Source organism: Micromonospora sp. WMMA1923, from assembly GCF_049179195.1.
Taxonomy (GTDB): Bacteria; Actinomycetota; Actinomycetes; order Mycobacteriales; family Micromonosporaceae; genus Micromonospora; species Micromonospora yangpuensis.
Window position 1 is genome coordinate 455218 of the sequence record NZ_JBMHLZ010000001.1, and the last position, 26440, is coordinate 481657.

Here is a 26440-nt window from a genome sequence, read left to right on the forward strand (position 1 = left end):
GGGCGGTGGGGGCCGCCCGGCTCAGGCCAACTCGTCCGGGTCCACGCCCAGCAGGTTGGCGACCTGCTCGATGATCACGTCGTGGACGAGATCCGCCAGATCCTCCCGGTCCATGGCCCGGAACTCCAGCGGCCGCCGGTAGAGCACGATGCGGGGCGGCATCTCCTGCCGGCCGGGGCGCCCCGGCAGCAACCGGGCCAACGGCACCTCGCCGTCCTCCAGCACGTCGGAGTCGTAGACGTTCAGATCCGGTGGGACGTCCTCCACCGCGAACTCGACCCCCGCCAACTCCTTGGCGAACCGCCGTTCCAGCGCCTCCACGGTGTCCAGGACCAGATCGTCGAAGACCTCGGCCTTGGTACGCGCCAACGGGACGGTCGCCGGCACCAGCCGTCCACGCAGCCCACGCCCGTGCCGATCCCGATGGGTACGGCGACCGGAGCCGGGGCGGCGGTGTTCCGGGCTCGTCATGCGGCCAGCGTAGCCCCCACCACGGCCTGGCCCGCGACTGCGGCCACGACCTGGCGTGCCGGGGTTGATCCGGGCCGGGCGGCTCCGAATTGTGATCACGGAGACGGGCGTGTCGCAACGCGAACCGGTGCGCCGGACCCGGTAATGGAGATACCCTGCCGCCGTGAGGTCACCTCGGCGCTGCTCCCGTAACGCCTGCCCCCGGCAAGCGGTCGCCACATTGACCTATGTCTACCACGAGTCGACAGCGGTCGTCGGGCCGCTGGCGGCGTTCGCCGAGCCGCACACCTACGACCTCTGTGAGCCGCACGCCCGCAGCCTCACCGCCCCCCGGGGCTGGGACGTGGTCCGACACGAGGGCGAGTTCGAGCCCCCGCCGCCCACCACCGACGACCTGGTGGCGCTGGCCGAGGCGGTCCGGGAGGCCGCCCGCCCCGCGCCCCGCCCGCCCGCCGAGGACGAGCGCGCCCCCACCAACCCGCAGACCGGCCGCCGGGGCCACCTGCGGGTGATCCCTCCCCACCACTGACCCCCGGCGGGGGCTCAGCCGTACGGCTGGCTATCGGCGTACCCCTTGCGGGCGGCCCGCCCCACGACCCACGATGTGCAGATGACGCCCCCGACCGTCGACGCGGCAATCGGGCGGATCCAGCTGGTCGATCTCTCCGTCGAGCCGGACGCCACGCTGCTGCGGCGGGCCTACACCGAGATCCTCGCGCCCAGCTTTCCGCCGGACCAACTGGACTCCTTCGAGGTCGTCACCGAGTCCGACACCGTCCTCGTCGGCGTCGCCACCCACGACAGGTCGCCGGTCGGCGCCGTGGTGGCCGACCCCTTCGACCGGGTGTTGCTGCTGAGCTACCTGGCCGTCCGGCCGGGTATCCGGGGCGGCGGCGTCGGTGGCGCGTTACTGGCGCACCTGCTGCCGGCCTGGCGGGAGCGCTGCGGCTCCGACGTGGTCCTCGCCGAGGTGGAGGACCCCCGGCTGCACCCGGCCGGCGAGTTCGGCGACCCCACCGCCCGCCTACGCTTCTACCAGCGGGCCGGCTTCGGCCTGCTGCCCGTACCCTTCACCCAACCCCGGGTACGCCCCGACGCCCGGCGCGAACCCGGCCTGCTGCTGGCCGGGTGGCCGATGGCCGGCCCGGTGCCGGCGGCGATGGTGCGGTCGTTCGTCACCGACTACTACCGGTCGGCCGAGGGGACCGGGCCCGGCCAGGACCCCGAGCTCGACGCGCTGCTGACCGCCGTCGAAGGCCAGGGGCCCGAACTGGCCCCGCTCACCCTCGACCGGTACGAGCAGGTGCCCCTGTTGGACGTGCCTACCCGCCGGCCGGGGGAGCAGGGGTAGCCCCCGGCTGGTTCCGGCCGCCGGTCGGGCCGCGTCCCCGTGCTGTCAACCGGTCGAGCCGTCGCCGGACAGCTCGTCGGCGAGCTGGTCGATCCGGTCCAGTTCGGCCCGGGGATCCAGGTCCAGCCGGTCCACGACCTCGCCCCAGTGATCGGTGAACGGCCCCGAGCGCCGGTACAACTCCGCCGGCTCCGGTCCCCGGGGGAAGAGCTGAGCCGCCACCCGGTCGGTCGGGGTGTCCGGACCGGGTCCCACGTCGAGGACCTCCGGCGGGGTACCGGCGGTCGCCTCGACCAGGGCCGCCAGGATCTCCGCCCGGCGGGGCAGCTGATCCCAGCCGACCGCCCGGGCCGCCGCCCGCAAGGTGATCTCGGTGTAGAACTGGCTGGTGTAGTCGTCCGGCGGGCTCACCGAACCGTCCAGCACGTTGTCCATCCGGTGGAATACGAAGGCGTGCTTGACGGCCTGGCCGTACTGCTCGGCGGCGGCGACCGGGTCCGACTCGTGCAGCAGGTCACCCAGCAGCCGGTGCACGTTGGCCAGCAACTCCGACTCGATCTCCTCGTCGGCGACGAGCTGGCGGAGCCAGTGGCTCGACCGCCGGCACCGGGTCGCGGCCGCCCGCCGGTCGCCGGCGTCCCACCCGACCTGGGCCCACTCGTAGTAGAGCCAGGCGAGCATCCACTCGTCGGCCAGGTCGAGGAACTCCGGCTCCAGCTGTCCGTACGTCGCCTCGGCCGCGGCGAACCGGCGGTCGTACCAGTAGGTGTGGGCGGTGAACAACCGCAGGTACAGCCAGGCCTGCCGGCGGAGCTCCTGGACCTCGGCGGAAGAGCCCGGATCCCGCCAGCCGTGGTGCACCCCGCACAGCTCGCCGATCGCCCGTAGCGCGTGGCGGGCCTGTGTCCAGTGCGCGCCGGTCGGTTTGTCCGGCCCGGTGGGATAGTGCTGGTGGAAGCGGCGTACCTCGTCGAGCAGGTCCCGGTCCAGCCCGGTCCGGGCCGCCCGCTGCCAGCTGTCGAGCAGCTGGTGGCAGAAGGAGAACGTGATGTAGAGGCCCCACCACCAGAACGCCTTGAGGAACAACACGACGAACTGGATCCGGGTGACCTGCCGCTCGTCGGGCAGCTGGGCGGAGTGGGACAGCCACTCGGCCTCGTACATCTGCCAGACCGCGTTCTCGTACTTGAACCAGGAGCCGTACACCGTGGTGGTCTTCTCCTCCACGGCGGCCACCTGCCGGTAGTAGTAGGCCGCCGCCCGGCGGTGCAGCTGCGTCCACCGGGTCGGCTGGAACCTCCGCACGGCCGAGGCGACCGCCGGCCGGACGAAGTCGTGCAGGCGGAACCGTCCCGCCACCGGCAACGGGTCGAGCAGGCCGAGCCGCTCGATCCGGCCCACCGCCCGGCCCACCCGCTCGGCGTCGGTGGCCAGTTCCTCGCCGTCGAGCAGCTCCACCAGCATCGGTACGTCGAAGCTGTTCAACAGGGACGCCACCTGGGCCACCCGCCACACGTCCGGACTGCGCTCCGGCCGGATCACCGCCCGGACCAGCTCGTTGACCCGCGGGTCGCCGTCGTCGGACAGCTGGGACAGCAGCTCCCGCAGGCGGTCCGGGTCCAACGCCTCGTCGACGTGGGCGTGGATGAACTGCACGACGAGCTTGAGCCCGTACGGGTGACCGCCGGTGAAGCCCACCACCAGCTCCGCCAGGCGCCGACCGGCCCGATCCCCGAAGTGGTACGCCAGGTGGGCCTGGGTCTCGGCGACGGTGAACCGGGGCAGGTTCTCGACGAGATCGGGGTCCAGCACCCGCCGGCCGTGCTCGGCGTACTCGCGCGGCACCAGCGACAACACCACGACGGTGTCCGGCAGGCGCGCGGCGAACGCCACGAACCACTGCCCCACCGCGTCGTCGATCAGGGTCTCGAACCCGTCGAGGATCAGCACGGCCCGCCGGCCGGCCAGGAAGGTACGCCAGTCGGCGAGGAACGCCTCGTCGATCCGGCGCTGCGCCCGGCGCAACCGCTCGACCGGGCTCTCGTCCCTGACGTTCACGTCGATCCGCGCGTCGGAGACGGACCCCCACGACCTCGCGGCGAACGTGTTCTGCACGGTCACCGAGTTCGCCGTCCCCCGGATGCCCTCCGTCGCCAGGACGAACCCGCCGAACTGCGGCACCAGGTCCTGCACCAGGTCACCGAGGAGCTGGGCCGATTTCTCCAGCACCAACGCGGAGATGCCGGTGGTGGTCGCCGACCCGTACTGCCCCCGGTACAGCTCACTCAACCCGTACGGCTCCGCCGTCATGTCCGCCCGGGTGGGCATCAGCACCACGTCCGGCAGGTCCCGCCGGACGGCCACGCGCAGCAGGCTCAGGAACGAGGTCTTGCCCATGCCCTGACCGCCGAGGACGGCGAAGGTCCCGTGGCCTCCCCGGATACCGGCCATGACCTTGGCCAGCTGTTCGTCCCGCCCGACCAGCCCGTCGACCACCCGGACCCGCTGGATCGCCACCTGCGGTGGGCGTACCTCGTGCGGTGCTGGTGCTGGTGCTGGCCCGGCGACCCGGACATCCTCGATGGTGGCGCCGAGCCCGGCGGTGAAGGTGTGCCCGGCACCGGAGTCGGCGAGCAGGATCCGGCGGATCCGCGCGCCGATCCCGGCCCGAAAACTGTGCCCCGGCCGTCCACCCTCGCCACCGGTGCCATTGGCGACGAACGCGACGGCTGCCACGAAGCTGCCGATGCCGGCCAGCCAGCCGAGCACCTCCACCCCTCGCAGGCCCCAGAACGCCGCGGCGACGCCGAGCGTGACCGCGCAACCGCCGATCAGGAGGGCCCGTCGAGTGCGCCAAGCCGGGGAGACCATAGGGCCAGTGTGGACAGTGCGGAGATGTCGCTCAATCAGATATCTGCATCATTCGGCCTGCTCGTTCGGTGTGCCGGTCCGCCGATCGTGGCGGGTCGCTGCCGTTCCGTTGCCGCCGGGTGTCACCAGGTGCCGTCGTCGCGTACCCGGGTGGGCGCGTGGCCGAGCAGCAGGGTGTTGAGGGCCGAGTCGATGTCCTGGCCGAGAAACCACTCACCGCCCTGGTCGAGGGCGAAGATGCGGCCGTGTTCGTCGACGGCGAGGATGCTGTGCTGCTGTTCGGAGCCGATCGGGAAGAGCCGGGCCCCGAGCACCGCGGCGAAGTCGGCAAGCGTGTCCGCACTGTGCGCGCCACGAAGTGGGTTGGTGGTGAACCGGCTGATCCACACATCTCGTCCCGGGCCGCGACGGCGGGTCGTGACGGCAGGGAAGGCGGTCAGCGTGCGCTCGGCGGCCGGAGAGATGCGGTGCCGGTGTGTCTGCCCCACGATCTCCTCGGTCTCGGCGATCGCACCCGAGGCGAGCGCCTCGTTGAAGGGACCGTCCTCCCAGCCGGCATCCATGAGCGCGTCGCCGACGGCCGGGGAGAACCGCTCGGGATGAATTACCGACTGTGGATCGGGATGCCACTCCCGGGTGAAGGCGAGATCGGACCAGGGCAACAGGTTGAAGTGGACCAGGAAGTTGACGCATGAATCGCAGGGGCGCTCGGCGGGACCACCGGCCGGGTCGTGCGGTTCGCGGATGCGGTACGTCTCGAACCGGGCGGCCTCGAACAGGGCGCGGACCGCGTCGAAGGTCAGCGGCGGCTGCCCGTTGGTGGTGCGCTCGTGGTCGTACTGGTGCAGGACGTCGGAGACGACGATCAGCTCGGCGTGCCGGTCGCCACCTCGTACCAGGTGGCCGGTGGGTAGCTCGGCCAGGTAGGCCTGGACCAGCGGGTGGTGGTGGAGTGCGACGTCGCCCTTGGCGCCGCCGGCGGTGTGCAGGTGGCCGTCCAGGGTCAGGTGGGCGGCACCGCCCGGGGTGGGCAGCCGGCGGACCTCGCGCAGCAGTTGGCTGGCCGGGTCCACGGTGGTCGGCGGGGTCGGACCGGCTGGTCGGCTGCGCCGGTACATGTCCTCGACGACGTGGGTGGGGACGCGCGGCCAGGTGGAGACCTTGCCGCTCTCCTTGTCCAGGACGATCGTCGGCAGGTCACCCGGGACGGTGGACGCCTCGGTGGAGACCGTGGTGAGGATGACGTAACCCAGGTCGAACTCGCTGACCAGCGGAGTGCACTCGTACCCGAGGCGTTGCGAGTCCCGGCGCGCCCACGCCTCGGCGAGCTGTTCGGCCTGTCGACGGTCGATCACCGTGCTGAAGTTACCGGACCCACAGGATTCGTGGCACCCGGTATGGTCTGGCCTACTGATCGTGACGGGAGGTGGCGGTGGTCGAGAGCGTGGACCGGGATGCCAACCGGGCGCTGCGGGCCCGGTTCGACGACGTCTACGGGCAGTACCGACAGCTCCGGTCCGGTCTGGACGACCTCCAGGTCAGGCTGGCGGAGCTGCGGGTCACCCGACGCTCCGACGACGGTCAGGTGACCGCGACCGTGGGCGCGCGGGGAGAGGTTCTCGGCATCGAGCTCGACCAGACCGTGTACCGGGACCGGGACGCCGCCGCGCTCAGCCGGAAGATCACCGCGACGGTGCGCCAGGCGACCGCCGACGCGGCAGCCGCCACCCAGGACCTGGTCGCCGGCTACCTGCCGGCCAGCTCCGGGACGATGGACTTCCTCCGTTCCGGTGATTTCGGTGCGCTGCTGCGCCGGGCCGACGCCGCCGTCGAGCGCGGAGAGCGGGGCCAGCATGGCTGAGGGGCACCTGTGGCTCGATCCGTCCCGGGCCCGCCGCGGTGCGACGGACCTGTCGTCGGCCGGCGCGGCGATCAGCGCGAGGCGGCGACAGACCGGTGGTCGGATCGCGGCGGCGAGCGCGAAACGCCCCTGGGGGAACGACGACATCGGCGCCGCCTTCGAAGAGCGCTACCGCGGCATCGAGGAGCTCGTGCTGCGGGCCTGGGAGGGCGTCGGACGCCGGGTCGAAGGACTGGGTGGCGACGCCGTCCGGTCGGTGGAGGCCAACGTCGGCACGGACGTCGGTAACGCCGCACGGTTCGATCGGATCCCGGACCAGCGCCACCTCGACCGTTGACCGTCGGAGGCCACCCTCGTGACGCTGTTGCCGAGTCCGATCCCGCATCCGCTGGAGTTCTCGCCGTGGGAGCTGCCGGGCTGGGTGTACGAGGCCCTGGACTGGGTGGTCGGTGTCCAGTGGCCCGACGGCAACGAACGCGCCGTCTGGGACCTTGCTGACCAGTGGTACGGGGTGGCGGCGGCGTTGGCCGGTCCGCGTGCCGACGCGTTCGCCGCCGCAGCCGAGGTGCGGTCCGGGTACGGCGGCCTCGGGGCGGTGGCCGAGGCGTTCGACACCGCCTGGCGGCGGGTGTCCGAGGGCGACGACGCTCCGCTGCCGGTGCTGTTGGCGGTCACTCAGGATCTCGGCCGGCTGGTCGAGGAGTGTGGTTGTGACATCGAGGGCGCCAAGATCGAGGTCTGGATCGAGCTTGGCATCCTCGTGACCGAGCTGGCCATCCTGGCCGCGGTGACGGTGCTGACCGCCGGGGCGGCATCACCGGCCGCCGCCCCGCTGATCGCCGCGACGCGGGTGGTCGTCCAGCAGATCTTCCGGCGGCTCATCGCCCAACTGGCCCGCAAGGGGCTCAAGCACGGGCTCAGGGAGGCCGGCGAGCGGGCGGCCAAGGAGACGATCCGCAGCGGTGCGCGAGGGCTGGCCCGGCGAGCGGCCGTCGGTGGTGCCTTCGAGGCGGCCGAGGAGAGCGGCATCACCCTGGCCACCCAGGCGTACCAGAACTCCACCGGTCGTCGGCACGGCCTGGACGTGGCGGACGTCGGTGCCTCGGCGGTGGGTGGGTTCGCCGGGGGTGCCGCCGCGCCGGCGGCCTTCCTGGGCCGGCACTTCAGCGGGCGGGCGGCCCGGATCGGCGAGCATGTCGGCAGGTCGATGGCCGGAGAGGTGATCGCGGAGAACGCGGCCAGCCTCGCCACCGGGCAGGGGCTCACGTCCGGGCAGGACGCCGCCCGCGCCGCAGCCTCCGGGGTCCGGGGATCGGCCACCGGCCAGGCCGACGCCGCCCTGCACGCCCGCCTCGACGGACGCCTCAGCGCCCTGGCCGGCAACTCCGCCGCCCCGCCGAACCTCGGTGCACCGCCTCCGGCGTACCCCGAGGGGGTGACCGTTCCCGCGACGGACGGCGACCCGGCGACCACCGGCATCCCTTTCCCACGCGCGGGCTCCGCTCCGGACGCCGCCCTGTCGCAGGCCGCGTCGGCCCCGGTCGTCGAAGGCCGGGCCGCCCTCGTCTCCGGACCACCCGACAGCCGTCCTACCTCGACGGCGGACCCCGCGCCACACTCGACGGCCGGTGCCCCCAACCTGGTCGCTGGCGTCACCGCCGACCTGCCGGCCGACCCGTCCTCGGGTACCCCGACCATCGCGTCCGGTCCGGTGGTTCCCGCCCCGCCCGACGGTTCACCGTCGTCGAGGCTGGAGGCGACACCAGTCGGGGTTATTCAGGGTGACGTCAACGCATCTCCCGCCTCGGATGTGCCGAGCAATCCCCATCTCGCCGCCACCGGCGCACCGGTGACCAGCCCTACCCTGTCGTCGGTGCTCGTGGAGCCGATGGCTGCGCCACCCTCTCCACCGGCGTCGTCGGTGTCTCCGGTCGGGTCCGTCGCCGGGTCGGCCGAGCCCGGTGTCACGACGAACAACAACACCCCACCCGCCGGTCCGGCGACCAGCGCCGTCGCCCCGGTGTCTGCCACTTCCACGGCAGCCCCGCCCTCGACCTCTGTGATCCCACAATCCACCGTGGTCCCGCCGGATGGGGTGGCGCGACCGGTGAGCACCGGCCCGGCAACGGGGGTGTCGCCTGTTCCCGGCACGGTCTATCGGTCCAGGCACAGCTCGGTCACCCAGCCCCTCAACCCCGGCCCACCGACGGCCCCGCCGGATCCGGCACCACACCCCGACCGGCAGGACCTGGCCCACCTGCAACCACGCACCCCGCAGTGGTACGCCGCCAAGTGGGCCGTCGAACGAGAAGGCCTCGACCGCCGCCGCTACCAGGGCTACTTCGAAGCGCAACGCGCCTGGTACGAGGAGAACCGGCGTCGCGACCTGGCCGCCGATCTTCGCGAACAGGCAGACCAACGCTACGACGAGGCACGCTGGCTCACCAGACGCGCCTACGAACTCAGCGCCGCTGGCGACCAGATCGCCACCCGAAGCCACATCGAGGAGGCGGGCCGACGAGAGAAGCTCTGCCACCGCCAGCGTGATCTCGCTGAGGCGGTGTTGGCGGGGACGGTCAAGCCGCACTCCGTCCGCATCGACGACGAGTCGGCTTTCCAGCGGATCAACGACGACGTGGCCGACCTGGCGACCGGCGCGGTCGAGACCGACGACCGGTCGGCGCTCACCGGTGACGGTCGTCCGCCGACGATCGACCGCTCCCGCCCGTACGGTGTCCGGGGTGGACTCCGTCCGCCGTTGGCGCTGCACCAGACCGACCTGGAACGGCAGATGCCGCGCGACGACCAGGGCCGGGTGCTGCGTACCGCCGATCCTCGCCGGGGTGGATGGTTCGCGCTGGCCAACGACGGCGGGCCACAGGCCGACCCGACCCGGGGCATCAACTGCCTCGACTGCACCCTGTCGCTCTACGAGACCTGGATGCACGGTCGTCCCAGGGTGTCGGCGCCGCGTACCTTCGACGCCTACGCCGAGGGTGACATCAGGTCGCCGCTGGGCGGTGAGGCGGACGGCCCCGGGCGCGCCGAAACCGCGACCGGCGGCCGCTTCCAGCGCCTCTGCACCCCGCCGAACACCCAGCCCATGACCGTGGCGTACGCGGTGGACCAGTCCTACCGCAACCTGCACGACCAGCTTCGCCTCGGTGGACACGGCAGTTTCGCCTTCGTCATCACCGACTGGGAGGGCGGTGGCTCACACATCTGGGCTGCCCTCAACCAGAACGGCACGGTGCTCTACCTCGACCCGCAGACCAACCTGGTAAGCGACCGCCCGTTGTACGGCCACAACGGTGCCACGAACCCGCACAACGTCGTCGGCATCGACGTCATGGTGCTCGCCCCGGACGGCCGGCCCATGCCCCTCGGTGGCCTGCAACGCGGTTGGCACAGCCAGCAGCCCGACCTGCCGCACCATCCACCCGCACCACAGAATCAGGGGTACGGCGAGCCGTACCTCAACCGCCTCCACCTGCTCAACGGCCGGCCGTCAGCGGCACCAGCCGGCCCGGCCGGTGAAGAACGGGTGCTACCCGCCGGGTTGGCAGGCCACCCCACGGCCCAGGAGCCGGGTCGAGAAGGTTCGCCTGCTGCCGATCCTGGTGTCCGGTCCGTGTCCGCCCGGGATGTGGTGGCTGGCGGCGCCGACCTCGACGAACTCCTTGCTGCCGGGGTAGGCCCGGCTGCGCTCGCGGCCGAATTGGACCCGGCGACACTGCAACGTCTGGTGCCGCACCTCGGTCAGCAGGATGCGCAGGACGTGTCGCGGTTGTTCGCCGACGCCCGAATCCAACGGATGTTCGACGAGGTGTCGAGCACCTTGTCGGAGAGCCATCCGAAGTTGGCCGAGACGCTGTTGACCCAGCTGGCACGTCAGCCGGACTTGGTCCGCATCATTCTCGACTCACCCGAACTTGCGGCATCCCTGACTGCCAGACCGGTGACCCTGCACAACCTGGGAAAGCACCCGCAGGCGATCCAAGCTCTTCGTGAGGTAACCAAAGGTGTTGCTGCGGAGGGCGGGGCTTCGCCGGTAGCGCACGACCACACGTTGCCGCCGGTTCCGTTGACACCGATGCAACGAGCCCTCAGTGCGAACATCAGTCCCGGCGCCCGAGAAGGCCGCCAGCCCGGCTTCGACCGGAGGCGGAGTGATGATCCTGCTTACCGAGAAGCCTATCTGCACGAGCTGTACTCAGCTGCAGCCGTGGCCCAAAAGGATCTGAACAGGTTGGCCGTGGAGCTTGCAGCGGTGGACGGGAAGCAGGTCGGCGTTCCTGGCTGGCGGCAGGAGCCGAAGTTGAAAGCCAGGGCCCGAGACAAAATTGTCTTGTACAAAAACGATGTCTCGAAGTTGTGTGATCTGGCGGCGGCCAAGGTTGTGTTCACCTCTCTGGACGAGCTATACCTGGCACTGAGGCGCATCAGTGACCACCCCTCGGTGGAGATCGTCCACTTCAGCGATCGTTTCATCAATCCGAAGGCGAGCGGCTATCGTGATGTTCAGATGAGGTTGAGGCTTCCCAATGGCCACGTCGGAGAGTTCCGACTACACTTGGCGCAACTGGACGAGGTGGCGGTTTGGGAGCATTCATTGTTTGAGGTCACGCGGGACCTCGAAGCTTTGGCGCGGCGTGAAGGTCGGCCGTTTAGCCGTCGAGAGATGCAGATTGTCCATGGTGTCTCAGCGTATCAACGTGCACGCTTCTGGGACGCCTTGCGGTCTGCCTGTGGAATGGGTTCGTGATGTCGCAGTCGCTATCAGATTTAGTTCCCTCCTATTACCTCTATTACGATTCGCCAGTGAAGATCGTAGGTACTGCGGAGGGCGGTGCGCGACTGTGGAGGTTGTCAAGCGCTGACGGATCATGGCAGGAAGAAAACGATCTGATCCTCAAAGTTGTCTTCGCCATGGGGGGCGAGGTCGACCTGATCTCGGTTGATCGTTTCGTGCAGGAGGTCGAGGCGTTTCGGGGTGAGTACCTGTCGGGTGACGGCCCAATCTTCGCGCTGTATGAAACCGTCGCGAGTATCGCTTCGGCGGAAACGCGGGAGCGCCGGAGACTGAGCCCGAGTGAGCGGGAGTTGATCCGGGCCATTCGGCGGAAGACCTTCGTCCTGTTCGAGGAGCAGTTGCAGCGGGACGGTAAGCCCGGAGCTGACCCCGGTCTGGCCCAGTCGCCGTCATGAGCGCCGAGGTGCCCAGGGGACGTCAGTCGTTGGTCGAGGGCCCTGGTCCAGGTGTCGCGTACCGGGCGGCGATGGTGCGGACCGCCTCGTCGACCACCTGGGCGGCGAGTTCCACGTCCTCGACCCGTACCGTTCCCGCCTCGTGCTCAGCCAGGAGATAGCTGCGTACGGACTCGAAGTAGGGCATCTCGCCCTGCGAGAACTGCGCATGGGCCAGCTCAGGGAAGCGCGGCAGCTCGGCGATGACGATCCTGAACAGGTCGGTCATCTGGGCGCGGCCCAGTAGCTCGGCGTAACGGCGACCGATGATGCCGAGCCCGTCGACGACGTTGCCTACCGGCGGCGGATCCACCTCGTCGGCGGTCGACCAGGACTCGGCCACGATGGCGTCGAACAGGGCGGCCTTGCTCGGAAACTGCTTGAACAGGGTGGCCCGCGAAACGCCCGAGCGCTCGGCGATCCGCGCCAGCGACGTCCGGTCGTAGCCCAACTCGAGAAACAGTGCGGTCTCGGCCGTCACGATCAGCGCGCGCTTCTCGTGGGCGACGCGCTGGTGGTACGTCGGCACGACCCTGCTCATGGGCCGAGCATGCGAGGTGAGTGGCTCGACTCACCATTGCCGTCGACCTACTGTCTTCAGGCCGAGACCGTCGAGCGCTCGATGCCGTCTCATCCCTGACCTGGGGGGAGCGGGTCTGCCGGCAGGGTTGGACTTCGTCCGGTCGGGGCATCATCGACGGCATGGCGGGACCGGAGGAGTCGAAGTGGCGATCCAACCTGTGGGCCTGGCCGGCAGGGCTCGCGATCGGCCTGGCGATCGGCCTGGGCGCCTTCGACGGGGTTCTCGGCGTCGCGCTCGGGATGAGCTTCGGCCTGACCTTCGCGATCGCGTTCGGTGCCCTGTCCGGAGGTGAGACCAAGAAGCCGGCGGACGACGATGCGGCGGAGCGCGGGGCCGGGGCGGGTCGGGGTGGGTCACCGAAGTAACCCTGCCCACAGGCGCGGGGCTGGGAGAACAGCGCGTCTGGTGCCTCGGTAGTAGCCTGACCGGCGGCCCAACTCGGGGCCGGACACGGTGAGGTGATCATGTCGGTACGTCGGCACGTGGTACGCCTGGTGACGACCAGTGCGGTGCTCGGCGGTCTGGTGGCCGTCGGCGCGGCCCCGGCCTTCGCCGACGACGACTCGGTCCGGGTCCGTTCCTCGGACGGGTTCAGCGCCGGTGGTTCGCCGGGTGCGGTGACCGTGGAGGTCCGCAAGCGCAGCGAGGGCTGTGCGCAGGTGCGTACCGTGCTGGGGTTGCGGCTCGACGGACTGCGGGCCGACCAGGTCCGGGTGCAGGCCGACGCGGGCGGACGGTGGGGCCCGGTGGGGGTTTCCGGCGGCGACGGGGCCGTCGGCACCGCTACCGTCGTGCCCGCCCGGCCCGTGGTCTGCGAGGGCCGGAGTGCCCGGGTGCGGTACCGGATCTCGTTCACCGCCGGGGCGCCCGCCGGCCGGTTGACGGTGGTCGCCCAGGTGGTGACCGCGCAGGGCCGGTCGATCGGCCAGGACGCCACCACGTCCCGGGTCGGTGGTCGGCTCGCCGCCGTCGCCACGCCGTCGCCCACCCCGTCGAAGTCGAAGAAACCGAGTCCGACGCCGAGTCCGAGCGCGGTCGCCACCACCGAGGCGGCGGCACCGCCGGCGGCACCCGCCGCCGCGCCGGCGCTGGCCACGGTCGCCGCCGGGTCGGGGTCCCTCGCGGCGGCGCCCTCCAGTGGGATGTCACCGGTGTTGCTCTTCGGGGTGGCCATGGTGGTGCTCGGGCTCGGGCTGATCATCCTGCTGGTCCGCCGGTCGCGGGCGGACCGTAGGTCGACCGAGCCGGCGGAGGAGACCTCGGTCGGGCCGGCGTTCCCGCTGCCGGGCAAGCCGGGCGGCACCACCTACGGTGCCGGTGCGCCGGTGCCGCCGGGTGGCTCGCCGCCGGCGGCCGGCGGCGTGTACGGGCGGCAGCAACCGAGCCAGCCGACGCCGTCGGGTGGCACCGTGTACGGCGCGCCGACGCCCCGGCCGGCCGGCAACGTCTACGGGGCCCCACCGGCCCCGGCCACCGGCCCGGCACCGTCGACCCCGCCGAGCGCCGCAACCCCGTCGAGCGCCGCAACCCCGCCGAGCGCGTCGGGCGCGCCGCCGCCGTACCAGGCGGGTCTGCCGAAGGCCGGGCTCTACCCGCCGGTCGTGCCGCGTCAGCCGACCGGCGAGGCCGGATCCACCGGTACGCCACCGGCGGGCCCGGCAGCGGGCGGCGACTCGACCACGATCATGCCGCGCCTGCCCGACTGAGCCGGGTGGAGCCGGACCACTCCGATACGCTCAGCTTCGTTGACGACCTGCTGCGAAGGAGTGGAACCGGTGGCTGATTTGTCCCAGATTGTGAAGGCGTATGACGTCCGTGGGACGGTGCCGGACCAATGGGACGAGCGGGTCGCCGAGGCTCTCGGCGTCGCCTTCGCCCAACTGCTGAACGGCCTCGGTGAGCCGGGTGACGCGGTGCTGGTGGCGCACGACATGCGGGCCACCGGCCCCGGTCTCGCCGCCGCCTTCGCCCGGGGCGTGCAGGCGCAGGGGCGCTCGGTGATCGACATCGGGCTGGCCTCCACCGACATGCTCTACTACGCCTCCGGGTCGCTCGACCTGCCCGGGGCGATGTTCACCGCCAGTCACAACCCGGCCCAGTACAACGGCATCAAGATGTGCCGCTCCGGTGCCCGCCCGATCGGCCAGGACAGCGGGCTGGCCGAGATCCGTCAGCGGGCCCAGGCGCTGCTGGACGCCGGCGAGGTCGGCGCGGCCGGGCAGCCGACCCGGTCGGTCGAGCAGCGCAACCTGCTCCCCGAGTACGCCGCCCACCTGCGCAAGCTGGTCGACCTGAGCGGTATCCGGCCGCTGAAGGTGGTCGTCGACGCCGGCAACGGCATGGGTGGCTACACGGTGCCGAGCGTGCTCGGTGACGCCGCCCTGCCGGCCCTGCCGCTGGAGATCGTCCCGCTCTACTTCGAGCTGGACGGCACCTTCCCCAACCACGAGGCGAACCCGCTGGACCCGGCGAACCTGGTCGACCTGCAGCGGGCTGTCCGCGAGCACGGCGCGGACCTCGGGCTGGCCTTCGACGGCGACGCCGACCGGTGCTTCGTGATCGACGAGCGCGGCGAGCCGGTCTCCCCGTCGGCGATCACCGGTCTGGTCGCGGTCCGGGAGCTGGCCCGGCACCCCGGTTCGGTGGTGATCCACAACCTGATCTGCTCCAGCGCCGTCCCGGACATCGTCCGGGAGCACGGCGGCGAGCCGCTGGTGGCCCGGGTCGGGCACTCTTTCATCAAGGCCGAGATGGCCCGGACCAACGCCGTCTTCGGCGGGGAGCACTCGGCGCACTACTACTTCCGGGACTTCTGGTTCGCCGACACCGGCATGCTGGCCGCCATGCACACCCTCGCCGCCCTCGGCGGGCAGGATCTGCCCCTGTCCGAGCTGGCCCGGGAGTACGAGCGGTACGTCGCCTCCGGTGAGATCAACTCGACGGTGACCGACCAGGCCGGGAAGGTCGCCGAGGTCCGGGCCGCCTACCCGGAGGCCGAGGCCGACGAGCTGGACGGGTTGACCCTGCGCTTCCCGGACGGGGCCTGGTTCAACCTGCGCGCGTCGAACACCGAGCCGTTGTTGCGGCTCAACGTCGAGGCACCGGCCCGGGAGCGGATGATCTCGCTCCGCGACGAGGTGCTCGACCGGGTACGTCGATAAGATCCCTGCGCCGGTCGGCACCGCCGACCGGTGAGACCGCACACGTGGAAGGAGCCGCGCCGTGGCCCTGGACCCGCAGTTGCTAGAGATCCTCGCCTGTCCGGACACACACCACTCGCCGTTGGACTACGACGCCGGGGCGCAGACGTTGACCTGCACCGAGTGCGGGCGGATCTTCGAGGTCCGCGACGACGTACCGGTGCTGTTGTTGGACGAGGCGCGCGGCGGCCCGGAGCAGCGGTCGTGATCGACGGTACGGCGGGGGTCAGCGGACGCCGGGACCCCGACGAGGCCCTGCTCGACAACCCGGACGCGCTGGCCGAGCGCGACCCGGGCGGCATGCTGCGGCACACCGCCAGCGCCGGTGCGCAGGTCCGGGAGGCGGCGGCGCTGACCGCCGAGGCCAACCTGTCGGTGCTCGCCGACGAGGGACGGCCCCGCGCGGTGATCATCGCCGGCATCGGCACCGCCGGCCGTACCGGGGACGTGCTGGCCACCGTCGCCGGGCCGCGCTGCCCGGCCCCGGTCATCGCGCACCGCAGCGCCGGGGTGCCCGGCTGGGTAGGCGCGGCGGACGTGGTGATCGCGGTCAGCGCCTCCGGGCGCAGCCCCGAGGCGCTCGGTGCCGCCGAGGCCGCGCACCGCCGGGGTGCCCGGCTGGTCGCGGTCGGCGCCCCCGACTCGCAGCTCCAGTCGGTCGCCGAGCGGGCGCGGGCGCCGTTCGTGCCGGTGCCCCGCCGGGCCCCGGCCCGGGCCAGCCTCTGGGCGCTCACGGTGCCGGTGCTGCTCGCCGCCCGGGCGCTCGGCCTGGTGAAGGTCAACGAGGCGGACCTGGCGGAGACGGCCGCGCGGCTGGACGCCGAGGCGGACCGGAGCCGGCCTACCGCCGAGTCCTTCGTCAACCCGGCGAAGTCGCTGGCCCTGGGCCTGGCCGGCTCGGTACCGATCGTCTGGGGTTCGTCCCCGCTGGCCACCGTGGCGGCCCGTCGCTTCGGCGACACCCTGTCGGCGAACGCCCGGTACCCGGTGGTCACCGGGGCGCTCGGTGAGGCCGGCCGGGGTCGGGTGGGACTGCTCGACGGCGTCTTCGGTGGGCTGGTCGAGGGGGAGCGGGACATCTTCGCCGACCCCGACGAGTCCGCCGACGGTGGCACCCGACTGCGGCTGGTGCTGCTGCGCGACGGTGGCCTGAACGCCGAGGACGACACCGACGAGCCGTTGGCGGTCGAGGAGCGTCGGGCCGACGCGGTGCAGGTCCTCGCCGAGCGGCGGGGGGTGCGCTGCGACGTGGTCACCGCCGAGGGTGGCTCCGCGCTGGAGCGGCTCGCCTCGCTGGTGGCGGTGCCGGACTTCGCCTCGATCTACCTCGCGCTGGCGCACGGTCTGGACCCGATGGCGGTACCCGCCGTCACCGAGATGAAGGAGCTGGCCAACCAGTGAGCACTGGTGACACCGGGGCGGGGGCGGCGTGAGCGCCTCCGGCGGGACGAAGGCGATCATCGCCGCCCTGTTGGCGAACGTCGGCATCGCGGTCACCAAGTTCGTCGCGTTCCTGCTGACCGGCTCCTCGTCGATGCTTGCCGAGTCGATCCACTCGGTGGCCGACTCCGGCAACCAGGGTCTGCTGCTGCTCGGTGGCCGCCGGGCCCGGCGGGCGGCCACCCCGCAACACCCCTTCGGGTACGGGCGGGAGCGCTACATCTACGCGTTCATCGTGTCGATCGTGCTGTTCACCGTCGGTGGCCTCTTCGCGCTCTACGAGGCGTACCACAAGTGGTCGCATCCGGAGGCGATCACCGCCTGGCACTGGGTGCCGGTGGCCGTGCTGCTGGCGGCGATCGTCATGGAGTCCTTCTCCTTCCGCACCGCGATCCGGGAGTCCAACCTGGTCCGGGGCGGTCAGTCCTGGGTGCGGTTCATCCGGCGGGCCAAGGCGCCGGAGCTGCCGGTGGTGCTCCTTGAGGACTTCGGTGCCCTGATCGGCCTGGTCTTCGCACTCTTCGGGGTGGGGCTGACCCTGGCCACCGACGACGGTCGTTGGGACGCGGCCGGTACGGCGATGATCGGCGTGCTGCTGGTGGCCATCGCGGTGGTGCTGGCGATCGAGACCAAGAGCCTGCTGCTCGGTGAGGGGGCCGAGGAGTCCGACGTCACGGCGATCTCCCGGGCGGTCACCGACGGGCCGGAGGTCGAGCGGATCATCCACATGAAGACCCTCTACCTGGGCCCGGAGGAGCTGATGGTGGCCGCGAAGATCGCCGTCGAGCCGTGCGAGAGCGCCGAGGAGCTGGCCCGGGGGATCAACGCCGTGGAGGCGCGGATCAGGGCCGCGGTGCCGGTCGCCCGGGTGATCTACCTGGAACCGGACATCTACTCCGCGGCGGCGGCCCGGTCCGCCACGGGCGGCGGCGAGCAGGGCCCGGCAGCCGATCCGCCGGGCGTCGCGGAGCACTGAGCGTGGAGGTGCTGCACGGGCCGATCCGGGACTACGCGTGGGGGTCCCGGTCGGCGCTCGCCCGCCTGCAGGGGCGTCCGGTGCCCAGTGCCGGTCCTGAGGCGGAGCTGTGGTTGGGCGCCCATCCCGGTGCGCCGGCCGAGGTGGAGCGGGACGGCGTCCGGGTCAGCCTGGGCGAGCTGCTGGTGGCCGAGCCGACGTACTGGCTGGACAGCGAGGGGGTACGGCGGTTCGGCACCCGGCTGCCGTTCCTGCTCAAGGTGCTGGCCGCGGCGGCGCCGTTGAGCCTGCAGGCGCACCCGGACGCGGCACAGGCCCGGGCCGGGTACGCCGCCGAGGCCGGGCGGGCCGACGGGCCGCGCAACTACGTCGACCCGTACCACAAGCCGGAGCTGCTGGTCGCGCTCTCGCCCTTCGAGGCGCTCTGCGGGTTCCGTGATCCGCGGGTCTCCGCCGAGGTGCTCGCCGCTTTCGGCGTACCGGCGTTGGCTCCGGTCGTCGCCGCCCTGCGGGACGGGCCGGACGGGCTGCGTACGGCCGTACGCACGTTGTTGACCTGGCCGGACCGGCAGCGGGCGGCCCTGGTGGCGGCGGTGCTCGCGGCGCCGGTGGCCGGCCCGGACGCCGAGCTGGCCCGGGACCTGGCGGCCGACTACCCGGCCGACCCGGGGGTGCTGGTGGCGCTGCTGCTCAACCATGTCCGGCTGGCGCCGGGGGAGGCGATCTGGATGCCCGCCGGCAACCTGCACGCCTACCTGCGCGGCTGCGGGGTGGAGATCATGGCGGCCAGTGACAACGTGTTGCGGGGTGGGCTGACCCCGAAGCGGGTGGACGTCGACGAGCTGGTCCGGGTGCTCCGGTTCGAGGTGCTCGACGAGCCGGTGCTGGCGCCCCGGCCGGTCTCGCCGGGGGTGTCGACGTGGCCGGTGCCGGTGGACGACTTCGCGTTGCACCGGGTCGAGGTCGCAGCCGCGGTGCCGACGGTCCGCCTGCCGGTGCCGGGGCCACGGGTGGTGCTCTGCGTCGCGGGGGAGTTGCGGGTGGACGACGGGGCCGGGTCGGTCGGGCTGCGTACCGGTCAGGCCGCGGTGGGGCCGGCGGTGGCCAGACCGCTGGTGGTGCACGGCACCGGTGAGGCGTTCGTCGCAACCGCCGGTTGACCGCGGCACGGGGTGCCGGGCGGGGGTCGGCGGAGATCACCCGACACGCATATCCGAAATTTCCGGAATGAGTTGACTCGGCGGGCACCGGGTGCGAACCTATGGGTGCGCAGCGTTATCGCGACGATGGTCCGAGAGCGCGCGGGGAACCAAACCGGGGGGATGCACGGGGCGGCCGGCTTCTGGACGGGAGATCCGTTCGACGCCGACCGCCCCGTGCGCTGTCCGCCGTCCGCGTATGGTGGAGGGTCGGTCAGCACATCGTTCGACAGGAGACTTCATGACCAGCACCCTCCCGGCCGCCACCACCGGCGGTCAGACCGAGGTTCGGCCGAGCACCCTCGCCGACGGCGACTACCGGGTGGCGGATCTGTCGCTCGCCGAGTTCGGGCGCAAGGAGATCCGGCTCGCCGAGCACGAGATGCCGGGCCTGATGGCCATCCGGCGGGAGTTCGCCGACGCGCAGCCCCTGGCCGGGGCGCGGATCACCGGTTCGCTGCACATGACCATCCAGACCGCCGTGCTGATCGAGACCCTGGTCGCGCTCGGTGCGCAGGTGCGCTGGGCCTCGTGCAACATCTTCTCCACCCAGGACCACGCCGCCGCCGCGGTCGTGGTCGGCCCGACCGGCACCCCCGAGGCCCCCGCCGGCGTGCCGGTGTACGCCTGGAAGGGCGAGAGCCTCCAGGAGTACTGGTGGTGCACCGAGCAGGTTCTCGACTGGCCCGGTGGGGCCGGCCCGAACATGATCCTCGACGACGGCGGTGACGCCACCCTGCTGGTGCACAAGGGCGCGGAGTTCGAGTCCGCCGGGGCCGTTCCGCCGGTGGAGTCCGCCGACTCCGAGGAGTTCGCGGTCATCCTGGAGGTGCTGCACCGCAGCCTCGCCCAGGACAACCAGCGGTGGACCCGGATCGCGGCCGGCATCAAGGGCGTGACCGAGGAGACCACCACCGGTGTGCACCGGCTCTACGAGATGCACCGGGCCGGCACCCTGCTCTTCCCGGCGATCAACGTCAACGACTCGGTGACCAAGAGCAAGTTCGACAACAAGTACGGCTGCCGGCACTCGCTTATCGACGGCATCAACCGCGCCACCGACGTGCTGATCGGCGGCAAGATGGCCGTCGTCATGGGCTACGGCGACGTGGGCAAGGGCTGCGCCGAGTCGCTGCGTGGCCAGGGCGCCCGGGTCGTGGTGACCGAGGTCGACCCGATCTGCGCTCTCCAGGCGGCGATGGACGGCTACCAGGTCGCCACCCTGGAGGACGTGGTCGAGACCGCAGACATCTTCATCACCGCGACCGGCTGCTACGACGTCATCACCAACGAGCACATGGCCCGGATGAAGCACCAGGCCATCGTGGGCAACATCGGCCACTTCGACAACGAGATCGACATGGCCGGCCTGGCCAAGCGCTCCGACGTGACCCGGGAGAACATCAAGCCGCAGGTCGACGTCTGGCGCTTCGCCGACGGGCACGCCATCATCGTGCTCTCCGAGGGCCGCCTGCTGAACCTGGGCAACGCCACCGGGCACCCGAGCTTCGTCATGTCGAACTCGTTCGCCAACCAGACGATCGCCCAGATCGAGCTGTTCACCAAGACCGACGAGTACCCGACCGGCGTCTACGTGCTGCCCAAGCACCTCGACGAGAAGGTCGCCCGGCTGCACCTGGACGCCCTCGGCGCGAAGCTGACCACCCTCAGCAAGGAGCAGGCCTCCTACCTGGGTGTCTCGCCCGACGGCCCGTTCAAGCCGGAGCACTACCGCTACTGAACCGCGGGTTCCGCTCCACCGACGCACGGGCCGGCCGACCACTGCCGGCCCGTGCGTCGCGTCCATAGGCGGCCCGGGCGTCGGTCAGCGGCCCGTGCGTGCGTAGGTCAGGGGCGCCCGTGCGTAGGTCAGGGGCCCCGGCGGCGGGCGGGGCGTACCCAGGTCCAGACGCACCAGGCGAGCCAGGTCAGCGAGACGACCATGGCCAGCGGACGCAGCCGCAGCGCACTGAGTAGCAGTACCACGGCGAGTACGGCCAGCCAGGGGAGGAATGCCTTCACGCCGGCCATTGTCCGCTGTCGCCGGGCCACCCGCCAGGGGCGGACCCGCCGGGCCGGCGTACGGTGTCGGCTCGTCGACTCACCCGGCGTGATGATCGCGGGTCGGGTGTCGGATGACGGCTTCGCGCAGTACCGTGCCGGGTGACGTAAACACATCGACCTGAACAGGGATGGGACCATAACCCCCATGAGAGCCCGGGTACTGGTGGTTGACGACGACCCCGCGCTCGCCGAGATGCTCGGCATCGTGCTGCGCAGCGAGGGTTTCCAGCCCTCCTTCGTCGCCGACGGAGAACGGGCACTGGCGGCGTTCCGTGAGAACCGTCCCGACATCGTGCTGTTGGACCTGATGCTGCCCGGAATGAGCGGTATCGACGTGGCACGGGCCATCCGGGGTGAATCGGGCGTACCGATCGTGATGCTGACCGCGAAGAGCGACACCGTCGACGTGGTGCTCGGGCTGGAGTCCGGCGCGGACGACTACGTGGTGAAGCCGTTCAAGCCCAAGGAGCTGGTCGCCCGGATGCGGGCCCGGTTGCGCCGGGGCGAGGACGCGGCCCCGGAGCTGCTCACCATCGGGCCGCCCGGCAACCAGATCACCATCGACGTGCCGGCGCACACCGTCAGCCGCAACGGTGAGGAGGTGAAGCTGACGCCGCTGGAGTTCGACCTGCTGGTCGCGCTGGCCCGCAAGCCGCGTCAGGTCTTCACCCGGGAGGTGCTGCTGGAGCAGGTCTGGGGCTACCGGCACGCCGCCGACACCCGCCTGGTCAACGTGCACGTGCAGCGGCTCCGGGCCAAGATCGAGCCGGATCCGGAGCGGCCGGAAATCATCCTGACCGTGCGGGGCGTGGGCTACAAGGCGGGCACCGGATAACCTGGTCGGACTGTGACCACCTCCCCGAACGTCACCGGTTCCGCTCCGCCTCCCCGCCGGCGCACCGCCGCGCGGGAGCTGTGGCACGGCCTGGCCGGGTGGTCCGTCCGGTTCGTGGGCGGTCTGCGCCAGACCTGGCGGCGGTCGCTGCAGGTCCGGGTGGTCAGCATCACGTTGGTCGTCTCCAGCCTGCTGGTCGGCGGGTTCGCCTACCTCATCGCCGACAAGATCACCAACATCCTGGTGGAGAACGCCAAGGCCGACGTGCTGATGCGGCTGCAGAGCGGCAGCGACTACGCGGCCAAGCAGCTCAGCTTCTACAGCACGCCGCAGGAGGCGCAGCTCCAGGAGACGATCGAGGGCACGGTCAACTACCTGGCCGGTGGCGACCCGCAGCAGACCAACGGGGTGCTGGTCGCGCTCACCGCCGACCGGTACACCGGCATCATCGAGCCGCGCAGCTCCTCCGACGTCAACTACCGTCCGTTGATCAGCCCGGAGCTGGGCGCGGCCGTGGCCGACGGCAACGTCGCCCACCAGATCCGCAGCGGCCGGCTCACCGACCAGCGCAGCAAGTACCTGGTCTACGGCTCGCCGGTGCCCACCAAGTTCGGGCAGTTGGAGCTCTACTACCTCGTCCCGCTGGACCGGCAGGACGCCACCGCCGCCGACGCCCGGGCCACCGTGGCGGCCACCGGCGTCGCCCTGGTGCTCCTGCTCGGCCTGCTGGCCGCCCTGGTCACCCGGTTGGTGGTACGCCCGGTCCGGGTGGCCGCGCGCACCGCCCAGCGGCTCTCCGCGGGCCTGCTCGACCAGCGGATGGTGGTCAACGGGGAGGACGACCTGGCGTTGCTGGCCGCCTCGTTCAACCAGATGGCGACCAACCTCCAGCGGCAGATCCTGCGGCTGGAGGAGATGTCCCGGTTGCAGCGCCGGTTCACCTCGGACGTCTCCCACGAGCTGCGTACCCCGTTGACCACGGTCCGGATGGCCGCCGACCTGATCTTCGCCGAGCGCGACGAGTTCGACCCGGCGGTGGCCCGTAGCGCCGAGCTGCTCCAGGCCGAGCTGGACCGGTTCGAGGAGTTGCTCACCGACCTGCTGGAGATCAGCCGGTTCGACGCCGGTTTCGCGATGCTGGACGCCGAGCCGACCGACCTGGTGCCGATGGTGCACCGGGTCGCCGACCGGCTGGCCGGGCTCGGCGAGCGGGTGGGCGTGACGATCGAGCTGGACCTGCCGGCCACGCCGGTGATCGCCGAGGTCGATCCACGCCGGGTCGAGCGGGTGCTGCGCAACCTGGTGGGCAACGCCGTGGAGCACGGTGAGGGTCGACCGGTGCTGATCACGCTGGGCATCGATCAGACCACGGTGGCGGTCACCGTCCGCGACCACGGGGTGGGCCTCAAGCCGGGCGAGGAGAAGCTGGTCTTCAACCGGTTCTGGCGGGCGGACCCGTCCCGGGCCCGGCAGACCGGTGGCACCGGGCTCGGCCTGTCGATCAGTCTGGAGGACGCCCGGCTGCACGGCGGCTGGCTGGAGGCCTGGGGAGCGCCCGGTCAGGGGGCCCAGTTCCGGCTGACCCTGCCGGCGCGGGCCGGTGACCGGTTGACCACCTCCCCGCTGCGGTTGGTGCCCGCCGACGCCGCGCTGCCCTTCGGCGGTCCGGTGGAGAGCGGGGCGCTGGCCATCGGCCCGGGACCGGGTGGCACGCTGGCCATCGGCCCCGCGCCCGCCGGCACGGGCGACCGGGCGGAGGTGGGGTCGTGACCGGACGGGTGGCGCGGGCGGGGGCTGGCGCGGCGCGCGGCCCCGTCGCGCGGGTGCTGACCGCCGGGCTGGTCGTGCTGCTGGCGGCCGTCGCAGCGACGGGCTGCGGGATTCCGCACGAGTCCGACGTCCAGGTGGACCAGCGGGGGCCGTCGGTGGTGTCCGGCTCGTCCAGCCTGCGTCGGGACGAGCCACCGAACCGCACCGCCGCCGGCACCGACCCGGACGCCTTCGTCCGTAACTTCCTCGCCGCGGCGGCCGGTGAGCCGGACCGGGCGTACCAGCGGGTCAAGCAGTTCATCGACCCGGCTGAGCGGGACCGGCTCCAGGAGAAGCAGGGCAGCGAGATCGGGCTGACCGTGGTCCGGCTGAAGGACGAGCCGGTGATCACCACGGACGTGGAGAGCACCAAGATCAGAATCGCGGTGCAGCAGATCGGCCTGCTGCGTGCCAACGGCACCCTGGTGCCCCCGGTGGCCACCGAGACCGAGTACCGGTTCGAGGTCGACACCGGCGAGCGCGAGGAGAGTTCCGGCCTGTACGTCCGGGATCCACCGAACGTGCTGCTGCTCAGCGACACCGCGTTGCGCGAGTTCTACCAGGCCGAGACGATCTACTTCTGGAACTCCGACCGCACCCGGTTGGTGCCCGACCAGCGTTACCTGCCGCTCTCGGCGCCCGACGAGCGGCGGGTCACCGACGTGGTGCGGTGGCTGACCGCCGGCCCGTCGGACTGGCTCGGGTCCGGCGTCAGCCGCCTGCCCGACGGCACCAGCCTGATCAACAACGCCACCGAGTCGGACGGCCGGTGGGAGGTCAACCTGAACATGACCGGCGAGGACGACAACCGGCTGGACCAGTTCGCCACCCAGCTCGCCTGGTCGTTGCCGGAGTTGCAGGGTTCGCTGGAGCTGAAGATCCGCAACCAGTCGCGCCGGATCATCGACAGCCTCCGCGAGCACCGGATCGCCAACCCGGCCTACCGGATCAGCAACAGCCCGCAACGGTTCTGCGTCTACGACGGCGCTATCCAGCCCCTGGCGTTCGCCGGTGAGCCGGTCGGCACGGTGCCGGTCAGCGCCGGTGACAACCAGCGGGTGGTCTCGGCGGCGGTGACCCGGGCCGGGGAGAAGATCCTCGCCGCGCTGGTCGTCACCGCGACCGAGCGGCGGCAGCAGTTGGCCGTCGGCACCGGCCCCGACCCGGTGAAGGTCTCCGCCACCAGCGACGCGTACGCCTCGATCGGCCGGCCGGTCTGGTTGCGTTCGGCCGACCCGGTCCGGCCGCAGGGGCTGACGGTGGCCGACGGCGAGCTGTACCGGTTCGGCGCGGACGCCCGGCTGGTACGGGTGCCGCTGCTCAACGTGGCCGGCCCGGTGACCGCGGTGGCCGCCGCCCTGGACGGTCACCGGATCGCGGTGATCGCCGGTGGTGCGCTCCACGTGGCCGCGGTGAACCTCGACGGCGGTCAGCTCAACCCGGGCCCGGCCCGTCGGGTGGTCACCTCGTTGACCAACCTGACCGCAGTGGACTGGGGCGGCGAGAACACCCTGATCGTGGCCGGTTCCGGCGGCCGGCCGGCGATCCACGACATCAGCGTCGACGGTGCCCTGGAGACGCCGCGCAACACCGACGTCGGCGCCCAGGTGACCCACCTGGCGGCGTACCCGGCCAACTCGGTCGTCTCGCTCTCCACCGGAACGCTCATGTACGAGGCCAACGGGGTGGCGTACCGCAGCAACCCGTTCGAGCGGATCCGGCAGGACCAGGTGCTGTTCACCCCGCCGCCGGGGCAGGACCGGGCGGGCAACCCGACCGCACCCTTCTTCTTCTACTGACCGCCGTGCCCGATCCCGGTGGACTGTGGGCGGACCTCACCGATCTGGTGCTGCCCACCGAGTGCGCCGGTTGCCGGCAGCGGGTGGCGGGGCTGCGTCACGGCCTCTGCGCCGGTTGTGTGGCCGTCCTGCGCGCCCTGCGACCCCGTCCGGCGCTGCCCACTCCGGCGCCGGCCGGGCTGCCGCCCTGTGTGGCGCTCGGGGCGTACTCGGGGGTGTTGCGGCAGACGCTGCTGGCGTACAAGGAACGGGGTAGACACGGGCTGGCCCGGCCGCTGGGCGCGCTGCTGGCCGAGGTGGTCGTGGCGGCGGTGGGTCCGGTCCGGCCGGTACTGCTGATCGGGGTGCCGGACACCGCGGCGGCGGCTCGGTCCCGCTACGGCGACCACCTGGACCGGTTGACCCGGCACGCCGCACGCCGGCTGCGGGCGGGCGGCTGGCCGGTACGGGTGCTGCGACCGGTGCGGGCGCTGCCCCGACCGGACTCGGTGGCGCTGGACAGCGCCGGTCGGGCGCGGGCGGCCGAGGCGGCGTTCCGGCTGCGTGCCGGACGGTTCCCCGCCGCCCCGCCCACCCAGGCGGTGGTGCTGCTCGACGACATCGTCACCACCGGGGTCACCCTGGCCGGGCTGGCCCGGGTGCTGACCGTCACCGGCCTGTCGCCGTCGGTGGCGGTGGTACTCGCCGCGACCCGGAAAAGACGCACCCCGTAACCCTCCGTGTTTCCGTTTCAC

The 26440-nt window shown here is 71.9% G+C and carries 23 protein-coding genes; 18 read left to right on the plus strand and 5 right to left on the minus strand.

Annotation, left to right across the window (positions count from 1 at the left end; all coding sequences use genetic code 11):
• Positions 1–21 precede the first annotated feature (21 nt).
• Positions 22–471 carry a metallopeptidase family protein gene (locus tag ACN28G_RS02115; RefSeq protein WP_091434907.1) on the minus strand — a complete coding sequence of 150 codons (450 nt, stop codon included), beginning with the start codon at positions 469–471 and terminating at the stop codon, positions 22–24.
• Between the two features lie 163 nt (positions 472–634).
• Here ACN28G_RS02115 and ACN28G_RS02120 point away from each other — a divergent pair, with 163 nt between their 5' ends.
• Together ACN28G_RS02120 and ACN28G_RS02125 are read left to right on the plus strand one after the other, a co-directional pair.
• Positions 635–1000: a DUF3499 domain-containing protein gene (locus tag ACN28G_RS02120; RefSeq protein WP_091434910.1), complete on the plus strand. Its 366-nt coding sequence runs from the start codon at positions 635–637 to the stop codon at positions 998–1000.
• A gap of 81 nt (positions 1001–1081) precedes the next feature.
• Entirely contained in the window at positions 1082–1822 is a 741-nt protein-coding gene (locus ACN28G_RS02125) for a GNAT family N-acetyltransferase (protein WP_421478258.1), read from the plus strand.
• A 45-nt stretch (positions 1823–1867) separates the two neighbouring features.
• Here the strand turns inward: ACN28G_RS02125 and ACN28G_RS02130 are convergent, their stop codons facing one another.
• Both ACN28G_RS02130 and ACN28G_RS02135 read right to left on the minus strand, forming a co-directional pair.
• Complete coding sequence (locus ACN28G_RS02130) at positions 1868–4693, minus strand: hypothetical protein (RefSeq protein WP_421478259.1); 2826 nt, start codon at positions 4691–4693, stop codon at positions 1868–1870.
• A gap of 122 nt (positions 4694–4815) precedes the next feature.
• Positions 4816–6048 carry an SUKH-3 domain-containing protein gene (locus tag ACN28G_RS02135; protein ID WP_421478260.1) on the minus strand — a complete coding sequence of 411 codons (1233 nt, stop codon included), beginning with the start codon at positions 6046–6048 and terminating at the stop codon, positions 4816–4818.
• Between the two features lie 77 nt (positions 6049–6125).
• Here ACN28G_RS02135 and ACN28G_RS02140 point away from each other — a divergent pair, with 77 nt between their 5' ends.
• Genes ACN28G_RS02140 through ACN28G_RS02155 form a run of 4 tightly spaced genes read left to right on the plus strand, consistent with a single transcriptional unit; the run spans position 6126 to position 11762 of the window.
• A complete protein-coding gene (locus tag ACN28G_RS02140) occupies positions 6126–6554 on the plus strand; it encodes a YbaB/EbfC family nucleoid-associated protein (protein ID WP_091446001.1) in 429 nt (142 codons plus the stop codon).
• Positions 6547–6891, plus strand: a complete 345-nt coding sequence (locus ACN28G_RS02145; protein ID WP_091434919.1) for a hypothetical protein — start codon at positions 6547–6549, stop codon at positions 6889–6891. The genes ACN28G_RS02140 and ACN28G_RS02145 overlap by 8 nt, the downstream gene beginning before the upstream one ends.
• Before the next feature lie 18 nt (positions 6892–6909).
• The gene (locus ACN28G_RS02150) at positions 6910–11319 is read left to right on the plus strand and encodes a toxin glutamine deamidase domain-containing protein (RefSeq protein ID WP_421478261.1); all 4410 of its coding nucleotides are present in this window, start codon (positions 6910–6912) and stop codon (positions 11317–11319) included.
• A 56-nt stretch (positions 11320–11375) separates the two neighbouring features.
• Positions 11376–11762: a hypothetical protein gene (locus ACN28G_RS02155; RefSeq protein WP_421478262.1), complete on the plus strand. Its 387-nt coding sequence runs from the start codon at positions 11376–11378 to the stop codon at positions 11760–11762.
• Positions 11763–11784: 22 nt separating this feature from the next.
• Here ACN28G_RS02155 and ACN28G_RS02160 read toward each other — a convergent pair whose 3' ends face one another.
• Complete coding sequence (locus tag ACN28G_RS02160) at positions 11785–12342, minus strand: TetR/AcrR family transcriptional regulator (protein WP_421478263.1); 558 nt, start codon at positions 12340–12342, stop codon at positions 11785–11787.
• Positions 12343–12503: 161 nt separating this feature from the next.
• Here ACN28G_RS02160 and ACN28G_RS02165 point away from each other — a divergent pair, with 161 nt between their 5' ends.
• The 8 genes from ACN28G_RS02165 (at position 12504) to ahcY (ending at position 20940) form a co-directional block, all read left to right on the plus strand.
• Entirely contained in the window at positions 12504–12749 is a 246-nt protein-coding gene (locus tag ACN28G_RS02165; protein ID WP_421478264.1) for a hypothetical protein, read from the plus strand.
• Positions 12750–12848: 99 nt separating this feature from the next.
• Positions 12849–14090, plus strand: a complete 1242-nt coding sequence (locus tag ACN28G_RS02170; protein ID WP_421478265.1) for a hypothetical protein — start codon at positions 12849–12851, stop codon at positions 14088–14090.
• A 69-nt stretch (positions 14091–14159) separates the two neighbouring features.
• Positions 14160–15545: a phosphomannomutase/phosphoglucomutase gene (locus ACN28G_RS02175; RefSeq protein ID WP_091446007.1), complete on the plus strand. Its 1386-nt coding sequence runs from the start codon at positions 14160–14162 to the stop codon at positions 15543–15545.
• A gap of 61 nt (positions 15546–15606) precedes the next feature.
• Positions 15607–15792 (plus strand): Trm112 family protein, encoded by a 186-nt coding sequence (locus ACN28G_RS02180; protein ID WP_091434926.1) that lies wholly within the window; start codon positions 15607–15609, stop codon positions 15790–15792.
• Positions 15789–16985, plus strand: a complete 1197-nt coding sequence (locus tag ACN28G_RS02185; protein ID WP_091434928.1) for an SIS domain-containing protein — start codon at positions 15789–15791, stop codon at positions 16983–16985. Before ACN28G_RS02180 ends, ACN28G_RS02185 begins: the two co-directional genes overlap by 4 nt.
• A gap of 28 nt (positions 16986–17013) precedes the next feature.
• On the plus strand, positions 17014–18000 hold the full coding sequence (locus tag ACN28G_RS02190) for a cation diffusion facilitator family transporter (RefSeq protein WP_091434930.1): 987 nt from the start codon (positions 17014–17016) through the stop codon (positions 17998–18000).
• Between the two features lie 2 nt (positions 18001–18002).
• Positions 18003–19160 (plus strand): mannose-6-phosphate isomerase, class I, encoded by a 1158-nt coding sequence (manA, locus tag ACN28G_RS02195; RefSeq protein WP_421478266.1) that lies wholly within the window; start codon positions 18003–18005, stop codon positions 19158–19160.
• 280 nt (positions 19161–19440) lie between these two features.
• On the plus strand, positions 19441–20940 hold the full coding sequence (ahcY, locus tag ACN28G_RS02200; RefSeq protein ID WP_091434934.1) for an adenosylhomocysteinase: 1500 nt from the start codon (positions 19441–19443) through the stop codon (positions 20938–20940).
• Positions 20941–21068: 128 nt separating this feature from the next.
• On the opposite strand, the gene ACN28G_RS02205 is transcribed toward ahcY, so the two are convergent.
• Positions 21069–21221, minus strand: coding sequence for a hypothetical protein (locus tag ACN28G_RS02205; RefSeq protein ID WP_175440454.1), 153 nt, complete (start codon positions 21219–21221; stop codon positions 21069–21071).
• Positions 21222–21408: 187 nt separating this feature from the next.
• Between ACN28G_RS02205 and mtrA the strand changes: the two genes are divergently transcribed.
• From mtrA to ACN28G_RS02225, 4 genes are all read left to right on the plus strand, one after another.
• A complete protein-coding gene (gene mtrA / locus ACN28G_RS02210) occupies positions 21409–22098 on the plus strand; it encodes an MtrAB system response regulator MtrA (protein WP_091434935.1) in 690 nt (229 codons plus the stop codon).
• Positions 22099–22188: 90 nt separating this feature from the next.
• Positions 22189–23868, plus strand: coding sequence for an MtrAB system histidine kinase MtrB (mtrB, locus tag ACN28G_RS02215; protein ID WP_091446009.1), 1680 nt, complete (start codon positions 22189–22191; stop codon positions 23866–23868).
• Between the two features lie 53 nt (positions 23869–23921).
• Positions 23922–25706 (plus strand): LpqB family beta-propeller domain-containing protein, encoded by a 1785-nt coding sequence (locus tag ACN28G_RS02220; protein WP_421480845.1) that lies wholly within the window; start codon positions 23922–23924, stop codon positions 25704–25706.
• Between the two features lie 5 nt (positions 25707–25711).
• Positions 25712–26419 carry a ComF family protein gene (locus ACN28G_RS02225; protein ID WP_091434939.1) on the plus strand — a complete coding sequence of 236 codons (708 nt, stop codon included), beginning with the start codon at positions 25712–25714 and terminating at the stop codon, positions 26417–26419.
• Positions 26420–26440 lie beyond the last annotated feature (21 nt).